The sequence below is a fragment of the Janthinobacterium sp. OK676 genome (genome assembly GCF_900103595.1).
GTDB lineage: Bacteria > Pseudomonadota > Gammaproteobacteria > Burkholderiales > Burkholderiaceae_D > Janthinobacterium.
This window is the reverse complement of sequence record NZ_FNHA01000003.1, coordinates 488,610-501,996: the sequence shown is the minus strand read 5'-3', so window position 1 is coordinate 501,996 and position 13,387 is coordinate 488,610. Positions and strand designations below refer to the sequence as shown.

12 protein-coding genes are annotated in these 13,387 nt (G+C 62.0%); 4 read left to right on the top strand and 8 right to left on the bottom strand.

Annotated elements, in window-relative coordinates; translation table 11 throughout:
* Positions 1–49: 49 nt before the first annotated feature.
* Positions 50–1,738, bottom strand: coding sequence for a M14 family zinc carboxypeptidase (locus BLU39_RS09130; protein WP_092712045.1), 1,689 nt, complete (start codon positions 1,736–1,738; stop codon positions 50–52).
* A gap of 150 nt (positions 1,739–1,888) precedes the next feature.
* On the opposite strand from BLU39_RS09130, the gene BLU39_RS09125 reads away from it, so the two are divergent.
* A complete protein-coding gene (locus BLU39_RS09125; protein ID WP_092712043.1) occupies positions 1,889–2,470 on the top strand; it encodes a hypothetical protein in 582 nt (193 codons plus the stop codon).
* A gap of 68 nt (positions 2,471–2,538) precedes the next feature.
* On the opposite strand, the gene BLU39_RS09120 is transcribed toward BLU39_RS09125, so the two are convergent.
* The 7 genes from BLU39_RS09120 to purB form a co-directional block, all read right to left on the bottom strand.
* Complete coding sequence (locus BLU39_RS09120; protein ID WP_092712040.1) at positions 2,539–4,692, bottom strand: S46 family peptidase; 2,154 nt, start codon at positions 4,690–4,692, stop codon at positions 2,539–2,541.
* 102 nt (positions 4,693–4,794) lie between these two features.
* Positions 4,795–4,920 carry a hypothetical protein gene (locus tag BLU39_RS29150; protein WP_269800029.1) on the bottom strand — a complete coding sequence of 42 codons (126 nt, stop codon included), beginning with the start codon at positions 4,918–4,920 and terminating at the stop codon, positions 4,795–4,797.
* 79 nt (positions 4,921–4,999) lie between these two features.
* Complete coding sequence (locus tag BLU39_RS09115) at positions 5,000–5,269, bottom strand: GlsB/YeaQ/YmgE family stress response membrane protein (RefSeq protein WP_034778894.1); 270 nt, start codon at positions 5,267–5,269, stop codon at positions 5,000–5,002.
* 166 nt (positions 5,270–5,435) lie between these two features.
* The gene (locus BLU39_RS09110) at positions 5,436–6,011 is read right to left on the bottom strand and encodes a YceI family protein (protein WP_092712038.1); all 576 of its coding nucleotides are present in this window, start codon (positions 6,009–6,011) and stop codon (positions 5,436–5,438) included.
* A 138-nt stretch (positions 6,012–6,149) separates the two neighbouring features.
* Positions 6,150–6,704 (bottom strand): YceI family protein, encoded by a 555-nt coding sequence (locus BLU39_RS09105; protein ID WP_070290826.1) that lies wholly within the window; start codon positions 6,702–6,704, stop codon positions 6,150–6,152.
* A gap of 46 nt (positions 6,705–6,750) precedes the next feature.
* Complete coding sequence (locus tag BLU39_RS09100) at positions 6,751–7,275, bottom strand: cytochrome b (protein ID WP_092712036.1); 525 nt, start codon at positions 7,273–7,275, stop codon at positions 6,751–6,753.
* A 185-nt stretch (positions 7,276–7,460) separates the two neighbouring features.
* A complete protein-coding gene (purB, locus tag BLU39_RS09095) occupies positions 7,461–8,840 on the bottom strand; it encodes an adenylosuccinate lyase (protein WP_092712033.1) in 1,380 nt (459 codons plus the stop codon).
* A 276-nt stretch (positions 8,841–9,116) separates the two neighbouring features.
* Here purB and BLU39_RS09090 point away from each other — a divergent pair, with 276 nt between their 5' ends.
* The 3 genes from BLU39_RS09090 (at position 9,117) to BLU39_RS09080 (ending at position 13,372) form a co-directional block, all read left to right on the top strand.
* Positions 9,117–9,731 (top strand): glutathione S-transferase N-terminal domain-containing protein, encoded by a 615-nt coding sequence (locus BLU39_RS09090; protein WP_092712031.1) that lies wholly within the window; start codon positions 9,117–9,119, stop codon positions 9,729–9,731.
* Between the two features lie 7 nt (positions 9,732–9,738).
* Positions 9,739–10,767 (top strand): LacI family DNA-binding transcriptional regulator, encoded by a 1,029-nt coding sequence (locus tag BLU39_RS09085; protein ID WP_254788934.1) that lies wholly within the window; start codon positions 9,739–9,741, stop codon positions 10,765–10,767.
* A 310-nt stretch (positions 10,768–11,077) separates the two neighbouring features.
* Positions 11,078–13,372: a TonB-dependent receptor gene (locus BLU39_RS09080; protein WP_092712029.1), complete on the top strand. Its 2,295-nt coding sequence runs from the start codon at positions 11,078–11,080 to the stop codon at positions 13,370–13,372.
* Positions 13,373–13,387 lie beyond the last annotated feature (15 nt).

Below are 13,387 nucleotides of genomic sequence, written 5' to 3'. Positions count from 1 at the left end.
CGGGGTCTCCGATGCGGCGCCAGGATGTTGCATTCGCTACAGCCCGGATTTACATCAGGGCAATGACGGGATATCTCCGCCACTCTGGTTCGGCAAAGCGCTGGCAGTGCGCAAAGATGAAATCGAGCACGGCTTCCTGATTGCTCAGCAAGGCCGGGTTGGCCGCTTTCCATTCGGCAAACTTGGCCGCCAGCGCCGGCTCGTCGCGCAGCAATTCGGACGCCATGTCTTCGAACACGTAATCGGAAAACGCTTCTTTCTTTTCCAGCACGCTGTTGAAGAAGCCCCAGCGGAAGAAACTGTCGTGCGCCTGCGGTTCCAGGGTTTCCACGGCATAGCGGGCATTATCCTGCTCCAGGCTGACCACGTAATCGCCCGCCTGCACGGTGAACTGGCCCGTGCGCGCTTCCAGTTCCACCGTGTCGTGGAACATGTGGCCTTCGTAGGCCGTGGCGCGCGTGCCGACGTTGGTGATGTGGTAGTAGCGCGCCGTTACCGTCTGTTCGGCGGTGATGCGGCTCATTTCGACGCCATTCCAGCGCAGGCGCTCGATGACTTCGCGCCACGCTTGGGGCACGACATAGGCTTTCGGCGCGGCCACGGTGACGTCCGCATCGAAGCGGTTGTAGTAGGCGATATCGCGTTCCCACGGCTGCGAGCGGTCATACGACAGGCGCTGGTAGTCGCCCAGGAGACTCGGCGTGTATGTTGCCGCATAGCCCTTGAAGGGAAAGGTCGACGGCTGCTCTTCGTTCATGGCCCAGTGGATGGGCCACTGGGCTTGCGTGCGGCCCGCCGCCTTGGCTTGCGCGCGCAGTTGCTTGATCTGTTCGCCGTGTTGCACCGTGAAGGCCATGGTGATGTCGAGCAGGGCGCGCATGGAAGCGTAGCGGTCGGCAAACGGTTTCAGCATGTGCGTTTCCGGCATGAAACCGATGACGTGGTGCAAGGCCGCAAAACCGGTCGAGAAACGCGGTACTTCGAGGAACTCGGCGATGCCGTGGTCGGGGCTGTCCTTGACGGGATTGACGTACGGGCAGGTGGGCCAGCCGGCGCTTTCCATCTGCGCAAAGATGTGCGGCAGCATGGTGTCTTGCAGGAAGGGGCCGAGGCCATTGCCCAGCTTGTCCGTCTGCGTGTGGATCAGGGTCATCGTGTACGGGTAGTCGGCGCCGTTCGACGTGTGCGTGTCGACCATCACGTCCGGGTCCCAGCTGGCCAGCAGGCGGTTGAACACTTGCGCGTTGAGGCTGTCGCACTTGATGAAATCGCGGTTCAAGTCCAGGTGGCGGCTATTGCCGCGGAAGCCGAATTGCTCCGGGCCATCCTGGTTCACGCGCGACGTGTTGGCGCGGTTCAGGCTGCCATCGACGTTGTAGATCGGAATGAACAGCAGCACGGTGCTGCCCAGCGCCGCCAGGCGTTCCTGCTGCGTGCACAGGTCGCGCACGATGGCCATGCAGGCGTCGATGCCTTCCGGTTCACCCGGGTGGATACCGTTGTTGTTGAAGAAGACGGTGCGGCCTTCACGCTTGATCTGTTCGCGGTCGAACACGCCGTCCGCGCTGACGACGCCAGCGTGGATGGGCACGCCCGAGTCGGACAGGCCGATCTGTTCGAAATGCAGCACTTGCGGGTAGCGTGCGGCGAGATCTTGATAGAAGGTGATGCATTCCAGCCAGGTCGTGGTCTGGTTGTGGTTACCGAGTTCGTAGGTCGTGCGCAAGTCTGGTGGCATAGCGGTCTGAGTCTGGGAGGGGGAAGGCGCGCTGGGTAAGTACGCCCGCTAGGGGCCAATTGTAGCACCGGCGTTGGCGCCTTGAGGCGCGGCAAAGGAGCCGGAGCGAACTTGTGTTATGAATACGTTTCACGCGCGAGGGGAGGCGGCATGGCGAAGACGGTGACTGCGACGGCGATGGCGGTGCTGCTGTGGTGGGCTTGCCTGGCAGCACAGGCGGCGCCATTGCGTTTGCCCGCAGGCAAGGGGCCGGTGGCGCCGGGCGGGTCCGTCACGCCTGCCGCGCACGGTGCGCTAATACGCTACCGGGGCTGGCTGCTGGCCGTCGATGGGGCCGTATCGGCGGAGCGGCCCGACGTCGTGCTGGCACCGCCGCAGGCGGGCCAGGCGTGGCGGCTGCAGACCGGGGCCGCGCAGCGCCCCTTGCCCTTGTGGTCGGCCTTCGAACTCGTCAAGGGTAGCGCGCGCCTGCGCATCACGGCGCTGCCGGGGCCCGATGAGCTGCCCGCGCTGCTGCTCGATTTTGGCGATGGCGACTACCGCATCGTGATCCCCGCCGCCCCCATCGCGCGGCAAGCGTATCCGCTGCTGGCGCAGCGCTTTCCCGGCGCGGACCTGGCCTTGCTGCTGCAGGAGGGCCGGCGGGTCATGCTGCCGCTGGGAAGTGGCAGGGTGCAAGTGTTTGGCGAGGAGCAAGCCGTGCCCTACCGCTTCACCAAAGTAAAACGCTAGGCGAAAAAAAGCCACTCCCGCAGGAGTGGCTCAGGCTAAAGCGCCCGTTGCCGGGTTATTGCTTCTTGTTATTCAGCGCCCATTTCTTTCAGCAGGTTGTCTGCGTGGTCGACGTGTTTCATGTTCCACAGCATGTAGCGCAGGTCGACCTGGATCGAACGGGTATTGGCCTTGTTGTAGTCCCAATCGGAAATGATCGAATCCAGGGTGCCGTCGAATGCCAGGCCGATGAATTCGCCTTTCGAGTTCAGGGCAGCCGAACCGGAGTTGCCGCCCGTGATGTCCAGGGTCGCCAGGTAGTCGACCGGCACGGTTTTCAGCTTCGGATCGACGAATTTACCGAAGTCCTTGGCTTTGATCGCGGCCAGTTGATTTGCCGGTGCATTGAATTCGCCCTGGCCCGTGGCTTTGGCAACGACGCCATTGACGGTGGTGAAGGCGGTCCAGGTGGTGCCGTCGGCGCCATGGTCGCGGCCGGCCACTTTGCCGAACGTGACGCGCAGGGTGCTGTTGGCGTCAGGATAGACGGCTTGGCCCTTGCTCTTCATGAAGGCGATTTTGGCTTTCATGTAGTTGGCGTAGGCTTGCTGGATCTTGCCGGCCAGTTCTTCGTCTTCCGCTTCGTTTTTCAGCGAATCCGGGTACATGGCGACGGCTGCCTGGATGAAGCTGTCCTTGCTGGCCTGGAATTCGGCTGGCGTGCGTTTCAGCCATGCCGCGCGCTCGGCCTTGTCGGCCAGCTTGCTGCCTGCATACAGTTTGTCCAGGGCGGCGGACAGGTCGGCTGGCGACATGCCGTCCTTGATGCCGATGGCGGCGTCGAAGCTGGCGCGGCGTTGTGCTGCCGGTTGCGCGGCGTACTTGGTCAGGCTGTTCAGTACCAGCGCCTTGTCGACTTTTTCATCGTAGGTGCGCTCGACCGAAGTGATGCCCGCTTCCAGGCGCGGCAAGTCGCGCGACTGGTAGCCGGACTTGCGTTCCGTGTCGGCCTTGGTGCCTTCGTTGGCCAGGCGGTACAGGCTGCGTGCCGTATTGAGCAGGCGTGGCTGTGCGTAGCTGAGGAAGAAATCGCGCTTGGTGTCGGCATCGCGCTCGGCGATCAGCTTTTCCACTTGCTCGATGTCGCCGGCAAATTCCGCCTTGCGGGCAGGATTGGCGTTGACCCAGGTTTTCAGCGCTTCGTGTTCCGCCGTCTTGCGCGCCAGGAAGTCGCTGCCCGCGTACGAGTCCAGCATGCCTTGGCGGTTCTTGTAGTAATTGTTCACGCCGGCAACTTGACCTGCGTATTTCAGGGCAACATCCTTGTTGTCCTTGGTTTCGCGCGCGATGATGGCCAGGGTTTCGCCCGACGCTTTCACGAAGGCCGGGTAGTTCCAGTCAAACGTGAACGCCACTTCCGATGGCAGGCGGTGACGGTTGGTGCGGCCAGGGTAGCCCAGCGCCATGACGAAATCGCCTTCCTTCAAGCCATCCTTGGCCAGTTTCAGCACGTGTTTTGGCTGGTATGGCACGTTGTCCTTGCTGAAGTCGGCAGCTTTGCCGTCTTTGCTGACGTAGGCGCGGTAGAAACCGTAGTCGCCCGTGTGGCGTGGCCACATCCAGTTGTCGGTGTCGCCGCCGAATTTGCCCACGCCCGCTGGAGGCGCGTGCACCAGGCGCACGTCGCGGATTTCCAGTTGCTTGATCAGGTAGAACTCCAGGCCGCCGTAGTAGCTCGACACGGTGCAACGGAAACCGGCTTCTTTCTCGCATTCGGCGACCAGTTTTTTCTGGTTTTTCTCGATCGCGTCGATGCGTGCCTTACCTTGCAGCTTGGCCACGTCGGCGGTGATGATCTTGTCGCTGACGTTGGTCACGGCCGAGGTGACGAAGATGCGGCTGCCTGGGGCGGCCGGCAATTCTTCAGCGAAGGTCTTGGCCAGGAAACCGTTGGCCAGCAAATCGCGCTCCTTGGTCGAGTTGACCGCCACGCTGTTGTAGACGCAATGGTGGTTGGTGGCAACCAGGCCTTGCGGCGAGACGAACGAGGCCGAGCAGCCGCCCAGGCTGACGATGGCGCCCATCGGGAATTCGGTCAGTTTGGTCAGGGTGGTCGGGTCCAGTTTCAGGCCGGCCGCTTTCAGTTCCTTGGCTACTTGTGGCAGCTGTTGGGGCATCCACATGCCTTCGTCGGCGTGTGCGAAATTGCTCAGGATGGCGAGCGCGATGAGAGATTTTTTCATTCGAGTTCTGTTCTTTTACATTGTAGGGAAGTCGGAATCAGCGGAGTACCCGCTGATTTGTGCAGCGGGCGACATAGAGTATCCGTATCGAACTCGCACTAGTCAATCACATTTTCCGGGTGGCATGTCCGCATGTGCTTGCTTGAATGGCATGATTTTTGATGATGTCGGGGCGGGAATGGCCTGCCAGAGCGCATTTTTCCGTGCGGCGGCTGTGGTATTGTCCATACAATTATCCTGGCAGCAATGAAAAATGGCCGGGCGCTTGCGCGGCCCGGCCACTTGCCGAGTGCTGCTGTTTGTCTGCTCAGCGTATTTTGCCGCGGCGCAAAAGATTCACGATGCCCAGCAGGATGACGGCGCCCAGGAACGAGACCAGCAGCGAAGCCAGGCTGAAATTGTCGCTGTTGATGGTGCCCGTGCCGAACAGGGGCGCCAGCAGCCAGCCACCCAGGAAGGCGCCGACGATGCCGACGACGATATTGAGGAAGATGCCCTGTTGTGCATTCGTTTTCATGACCATGCTGGCCAGCCAGCCGATGACGCCGCCAATAACGATCCAGATAATGAAATTCATGTAATCCTCCGCGCGATGGATAAGTGGTTGAGCCATGTCAGAACAACATCATGCCAATGGATAGTGATGCCGCACGATAGAAAAGTCCAGCGGATTCGCATGGCGCATGCAAAAGCCCGCCTGGCTGCGGGCAGCGAGGCGGGCTTGTCGCGCGGCAAGGCCGTGTTTAGTCGGCCTTGATCGCTTCCACCTGGATGGCCAGTTTGACTTCCGGCGAGAACGCCGGCATGCCGTAGTTCAGGCCAAAGTCGCTGCGCTTGAATTCGGCCGTGGCGTCGGCGCCGCACACTTCACGCTTGTAGCGCGGGTGCATGATGCACTTGAACTTGCTCACGTTCAGCTTGACGGGCTTGGTCACGCCCAGCAGGGTCAGTTCGCCATCGACTTCCACCAGCTGCTCGCCGTTGAACTTGAGCGACGTGCTCTTGTAGGTGATGGCCGGGAATTTCTCGACATTGAACATGTCCGCTTTTTTCGCGTGCGTGTTCATGGCGTCCAGGCCGAAGTCGATCGAATCGGCATCGATGACCAGGTCCAGGCTGCCCGTCTTGGCGGCGCGGTCCAGGGTGACCGTCCCCTTGGTCTTGTTGAACTTGCCGCGCCACACCGACATGCCCATGTGATCGGCTTCAAAGCTGGGGAAAGTGTGCGTCGGGTCGAGGTTGTAGGTGTCGGTGGCGGCCATGGCCGAACCCGCGCCGGCGGCTGCCAGCACGGCGATCATCAAGTGCGAAAATTTCATGCAGATCCTATAGTTGAACAGGTTTTGAGAGTGTTTTTGGTAACGCCTGAAAAACGTTCAGGGCAAGGCGCCTTGCCGAAGGCAGTGCGAATGTACGACGAGGCAAGAGCAACGCAGCCATGGACGTTTTCTCAGGTGTTATTGAGCGGCAACGTGGAATTTGATGGTGACCTCATCCGCGACCATGCTCGTGTCTTTCCACTCGCCTTCGCCGATGTTGTAGGTCAGGCGCTTGATCGGCAGGGCGCCGTCGAACGCGTATTTGCCGCCGTCGGCTTTGACCGCCAGGGGGAAGGTCACGTCGGTGGTCTTGCCTTTGATGCTCAGCTTGCCCGTCACCGTCAGCTTGCCCGCGCCGGCGGCCTTGATGCTGCTCGAGACAAAGGTGGCTTTCGGGAACTGGGCCGAGTTGAACCATTCTTTCTTGGCCACTTCCTTGTTGTACTCGGGGTCGCCGATATCGATGCTGGCCGTTTCGATTTCCACCGACGCCTTCGAGGCGTCCGGCGTGGCCGGGTTGTAATCGATGGCGATATTGAATTTCTTGAATTTCGCTTCCACCGGCACGTTCATTTGCTTGAACACGGCCGACACGCTGGTCTTGGCGGGATCGACTTTCAGCAGGGTGGCGGCGGTGGCGGCCACGGACAGGCCCAGCAGGGAAGCGAGGACGATGCGTTGGGTGGTTTTCATCTTGTTTTTTTCCTGTAGTTTTTCAGTGAGCAAGGGGAAGTCGGTGTTACGGCAACATGCGCTTGAGGACGCCGTCACGGTCGATGAACTGGTGCTTCAGCGCGGCCAGTACATGGGCGGCCACGGCGGCGGCCATCGTCATGTTCAGAACATAATGAATTTCTTTTAAAAGCGGCTTAAGTTCCGGGTTCGGCGCCATGATGACGGGCAGCTGGAACAGGCCCAGGTAGACCACGGGCACGCCGGCGGCCAGCGTGTACAGGTAGCCGGAAACGGGCACGGCGAAGATCAGGATATACAGCAGCACGTGCATGGCGTCGGCCGCCTTCTTTTGCCAGGCAACCATGCTGGCCGGGTGCGGCGGCGGCACGTTGGCCTTGCGCCACAGCAGGCGGATGGCGGCGATGGCCAGCACGGTCACGCCCAGCCATTTATGCCAGGAGAAATATTTGAGTTTGGTGGGCGTCAGGCCGGGAATGTCCGTCATGACCAGGCCCATGACGAAGGCGCTGATGATCAACAGGGCGGTCAGCCAGTGCAGGATGATGGCGGTGGTGGTGTAGCGTTGCATCGATGGCTTTCTTGAAAGTAGTACGTGTTAGGACTAATTAATCCTAATATACCAAAGAAAAGCAAATTGCGCTGCGTGCTGGAGATTCTACAAGAAAGATTGCCGGAAAAACCGCGGGGCGGCCAGCATTTGTATGCTGGCCGCCCCGCGGGAGTGGGATAGCAGGATCCCCATGTGGAAACTGCTTAGATGGCTTTGGCCAATTGTGCAGCGATACCGATGTAGTTGCCCGGCGTCATGGTCAGCAGCACGTCCTTGGCATCTTGCGGGATGGCCAGGCCGTTGACGAAGGTTTGCAGTGCTTCTTTCGAGATGCCCTTGCCGCGCGTCAGCTCTTTCAGCTGCTCGTACGGGTTTTCGATGCCATAGCGGCGCATCACGGTTTGCACGGGCTCGGCCAGCACTTCCCACGTTGCGTCCAGGTCTTGCGCCAGGCGCGCGTGGTTCACTTCCAGCTTGTTCAGGCCGCGCAGGCAGCTGTCATACGCCAGCAGGGTGTAGCCCAGGCCCACGCCGATGTTGCGCAGCACGGTCGAGTCGGTCAGGTCGCGCTGCATGCGCGAGACGGGCAGTTTTTCCGACAGGTGTTTCAGCACGGCGTTGGCCAGGCCCAGGTTGCCTTCCGAGTTTTCGAAGTCGATCGGGTTGACCTTGTGCGGCATGGTCGACGAACCGATTTCGCCCGCTTTCAGCTTCTGCTTGAAGTAGCCCAGCGAGACGTACGTCCAGATGTCGCGGTTCAGGTCCAGCAGGATCGTGTTGGCGCGCGCGAAGGCGTCGAACAGTTCGGCCATGTAGTCGTGCGGTTCGATCTGGATGGTGTACGGGTTGAAGACCAGGCCCAGGCGCTGTTCGATGACGGCCTGCGAGAATGCCGGCCAGTCGAAGCCCGGGTAGGCCGACAGGTGGGCATTGTAGTTGCCGACGGCGCCATTCATCTTGCCGAGGATTTCCACTTGTTCGATGCGTTTCACGGCGCGCTGCAAGCGGGCCACGACGTTGGCGAATTCCTTGCCCAGGGTGGTCGGGCTGGCCGTCTGGCCGTGCGTGCGCGACAGCATCGGCACGTCGGCATTGTCGTGCGCGATCTGCGTCAGCTTGGCCACCAGGCCGTTCAATGCGGGCAGCATCACGCCATCACGCGCGGCTTTGAGCATCATGCCGTGCGATGTGTTGTTGATGTCTTCCGAGGTGCAGGCGAAATGGATGAATTCCGACGCCGCCACCAGTTCCGGCACGTCCGCTACTTGTTCCTTCAGCCAGTACTCGACAGCCTTGACGTCGTGGTTGGTGACCGCTTCGATGGCCTTGATGCGGGCCGCGTCGGCTTCCGAGAAATCGGCTGCCATCTTGTCGAGCAGGGCATTCGCTTGCGCCGAGAATGGCTTGATTTCAGCGAAACCGGCTTGCGACAGCGCTTGCAGCCAGGAGATTTCCACTTTCACGCGGTGGTGCATGAAACCGGCTTCGGACAGGATCGGGCGCAGCAGATCGGTCTTGCTGGCGTAGCGGCCATCGAGCGGAGACAGGGCCGACAGCGTGGAATACGGAGTAGTAGAAGTCATGAGAGCGGACGCAAGTTAAAGAAACGGTTGGCGTGTGGCGCGCGGGGAAGGGTAGGAATTGCGATACAGCAACACTGACGGCGCCACAGTAAAGGGCGATTTTACCACCGCTGGCCGCTGGCCAGCCGTCCGTCGGCTGCGGATGGCGCTCATTTTGGCCGAATCCGGCCCCGATGCGGCATGCCTGCCACACCCTGGGGCGCGCCGGGCGCGTGCTGCCAAACACCGCTGCCGCCGATGCTATACTGCCTGCTGCTCCCTTACCTTAAAGTACCTATGAAACTGATCGGTTCCCTCGCCAGCCCGTATGTCCGCAAAGCCCGTATCGTGCTGGCGGAAAAAAAGCTCGACTATGTCTTCGAGCTGGAAAACGTGTGGGTGCCGGAAACCCGCATCGCCCAGGCCAACCCGCTGGGCAAGGTGCCTTGCCTGGTGATGGAAGATGGCAGCACGCTGATCGATTCGAAAGTCATCGTCGAATACCTCGACACGCTCACGCCCGTCTGCAAACTGCTGCCGGCCGGCGGCAACGGCCGCGAGCGGGCCGATATCAAGAACTGGGAAGCGCTGGCCGACGGCATCCTCGACGCGGGCGTGCTGGTACGCCTGGAGCGCACGCAGCGCCCGCCCGAGCAGCAAAGCGCCGCCTGGATCGCGCGCCAGCTCGATAAAGTCACGCTGGGCCTGGCGGCTTTGGCATCGCGCCTGGGCGAGAGCGCGTATTGCGCCGGCAAGAACTACTCCTTGGCCGACGTGGCCGTGGGCTGCACCCTGGGCTGGCTCAGCTTCCGCTTCCCGGAAATCGACTGGCGCGCGGATCACCCGGCGCTGGCGCGCCTGTTCGACAAACTGTCCGAGCGGCAGTCGTTCAAGGACACCGTGCCGCAGTGAGCGCACGATGACCGGCAACGATTCGAAGGCGCAGCAGCGCTTGCAGATGGCCGATATCGCGCGCCTGGCCGGCGTGTCCACGTCGACCGTGTCGCGCGCGCTGAGCGGCAGTTCGCTGGTCAATGAAGAGACGCGCGAGCGCGTCATCGCGCTGGCCCGTTCGCTCAAGTATTCCATCAATATCGGCGCGCAAAACCTGCGCCTGAAGCAGAACCGCACGGTCGGCGTGGTGGTGCCGTACGACGCGGCCACGCGCCAGCACCTGTCAGACCCTTTTTTCCTCAGCATGCTGGGCAGCCTGGCCGATGCGCTGACGGAGCAGGGCTTTGACATGCTCATTTCGCGCGTGGATGCCGAAACGCTCGATGCGGCCGCCCAGTCCTTCGACAGCGGCCGCGTGATCGGCATCATCCTGATCGGCCAGTGGCGCCACCATGAACAATTGAACCAGCTGGCCGCGCGCCAGGTACCCATCGTCGTGTGGGGCGCGCAATTGCCGCAGCAGCTGTATTGCACCGTCGGCGGCGATAACGTCGCCGGCGGCAGGCTGGCCACGGAGCACCTGCTGGCGGCGGGGCGCCGGCGCATCGCCTTCTTTGGCGATACGCGGCTGCCCGAAGTGGCGCAGCGCCACGAGGGCTATGCGCAGGCGCTGGCCGCGCAGGGACTGGCGCCCGATCCGCAACTGTACGTGGCCGGCTCCTTCCTGCCGCAGGGCGGCGCGACGGACGTGCAGGAACTGCTGGACCGCCAGCTGCCGTTCGACGCCATCTTTGCCTGCAGCGACTTGCTGGCCATGAGCGCCATCAGCGCCCTGCGCGCGCGCAGCGTGGCCGTGCCGGAGCAGGTGGCCGTCGTCGGCTACGACGATATCGAACTGGCCGCGTATTTCCACCCGCCGCTGACCACCGTGCGCCAGCCGATCCGCGCCGCCGGGCGCGCGCTGGTGGCCTCGCTGCTGGCGCTGGTCGATGGCGCGTCCGCGCCATCGCGGCAATTGCCAACCGAGCTGATCATGCGCGCCTCTAGCCGCTAAGCCGTGTTTGTAAGGTTATGCAACCGATTGCAATAATTTCAAATTAACCGCCTTATTTTCGTGCTGCACAGCAGCATGAAAAATCCTGCGCCCGCGTCAAACATCGCATTTTTTCCTCTGCGACGCCCGAAAAATTCCCTTAAAAACAACATAATTTTCATGTTGCAGTGTTCGATTGCAATCGATTGCAATAAATTCTTATTCGTTCAATAATGGCGTACCGGCTCAGCCAGCGCGCCACGGCATGCGGCGGCCAGTACTCATAACAAGGCGATACCTCGATGTATCGGCATACAACACTGGAGACAAGATGAAGACACGTACTGCTCAACGCGGCTGCATGGCTGCCGCCGTCGCCCTGGCCATGCTGCAACTGGGCGCCGCCCACGCGCAATCGGCAAGCGACACCGCCAGCGCTGCCCCCGCCGATGGCCTGAATCTGGAACGCATCGTGGTCACGGGCACCGCCGGCGGCACGTCCAAAATGAAATCGAGCAATTCCGTCAGCAGCATGGAACTCGACACCATCCTGCACAACGCACCGACCAGCGCCGCCGAAGTCCTGCGCTCGGTACCGGGCTTGCGGGCCGAATCCTCGGGCGGCGAAGGCAATGCCAACATCACCGTGCGCGGCCTGCCCATTTCCGCCGGCGGCGCGCGCTATGTGCAGATCCAGGAAGACGGCTTGCCCGTGCTGCAGTTCGGCGACTTCAACTTCACCACGCCCGACAGCTTCGTCAAGATCGATTCCACGCTCGACCACCTGGAAGTGGTGCGCGGCGGTGCGGCCTCCACCCTGGCCACCAACTCGCCGGGCGGCATCATCAATTTCATCAGCAAGAATGGCCAGGAGAAGGGCGGCAGCGTGGCCATCAGCCGTGGCCTGGGCTACGACCAGACGAGGGTCGATTTCGATTATGGCGCGCCAATTTCCGAACGCACGCGCTTCTTCATCGGCGGTTCCTGGCGCACCGGCGAAGGCATACGCCACAGTGGCGTGAACAGCGAAAAGGGTGGCCAGCTGCGCGGCAATGTCACGCATGAATTCGACAGCGGCTTCGTGCGCCTGTCGTTCAAGCACCTCGACGACCAGTCGCCCACGGCCTTGCCCGTACCGGTCAGCGTGCGCAATGGCCGCATCGGGGAAATCGCCGGCATCGATCCGCGCAAGGCCAGCTTCTATTCGCCGTACTGGGTGCCCGACATGGTGCTGAACAAGGATAACCAGCGCGTGGCCACCCGCGTCAACGACGGCTTGCACGTGAAAAGCGATACCGTGGGGCTGGAAGCATCGTTCAAGCTGGGGCAGGGCTGGAGCGTGAGCGAAAACTTCCGCTACGCCGACAATTCCGGCCGCTTCATCGGTGTCTTCCCCTCGAATAACGGCAGCGACGGCAGTCATGTGTTTGCCAGTGGCCCGAACCAGGGCAAGCCCTATATCGGCCGCGCGTTTTCCGCCGTGGTGTTCAATACCTCGATCGACGACGCCAGCAATACCCTGAGCGACACCAAGCTGGCCAAGACGTTTACTCTCGACAGCGGCAAGCTGACCACCACGGCCGGCCTGTATTTGTCGCAGCAAAAGCTGGGCCTGACCTGGAACTTCAATGAATACCTGATGCAGGCCACGGGCGACCAGCCGGCGCTGCTGCAGACGGCGAGCGGCACGCCAGGCTACATCGGCCCGGCCTTCGGCGCCTGCTGCTCGCGCGCCGTCGACATGGAATACCGCACGACGTCGCCGTACCTGAACCTGGCCTGGGAAAGCGGCGCGCTGAATCTCGACGGCGGCTTGCGGCGCGACCGCCAGCATGCGAGCGGCACGGCCAACCAGGCGACCGGCGCGCAAACCTATCTGCCGTCGACGGTGCAGCAGGTCGACTACACCCTGGGCCACACCTCGTATTCGCTGGGCGCGAACTACAAGCTGCAAGCCAATCTGGCCGTGTTTGCCCGCGTCAGCGAAGGCGTGGCCTTCAATGCCGACCGCATCCTGTTCGGCACGCCCCTCGATGGCAGCGTGCCCGTGGCGATCAACACCGTGCGCCAGATCGAAGGCGGCGTGAAATGGCGGCGCGGTTCCCTGAGCACCTTCGTCACCTTGTTCCAGGCCAAGACCAAGGAAAGCAATTACGAAGCGACCACCCAGCTGCGCACGGCCAACAGCTATGAAGCGAAGGGCGTGGAACTGGAAGCGGCCTACAGCGCCGGCGACTTCCGCATCAATGGCGGCCTGACGTTCACGGATGCCGAAATCACGGGCACGGCGGCGGCCGACGTGGCGCTGATCGGCAATACGCCGCGGCGCCAGGCGCGGGTCGTCTACCAGATCGCGCCCACCTATGAATGGGGACCGGCCACCCTGGGCGCCAGCCTGGTCGGCACGGGCAAGTCCTGGGGCGACGATGCGCACACGATCACCTTGCCCGCCTACCAGGTGCTCAACGCCTTCGTCAATTACCAGCTCACGCCGCAAGTGCAGGTGGCGCTGACGGCGAACAATTTGCTCGACAAGATCGGCTACACGGAAGTCGAGGGCGATGGCCATGCGGCCCGCTCGATCACGGGGCGCGCCGTCAAGGTCAGCCTGAAATACGCATTCTAAGCAAGGATAGGATTC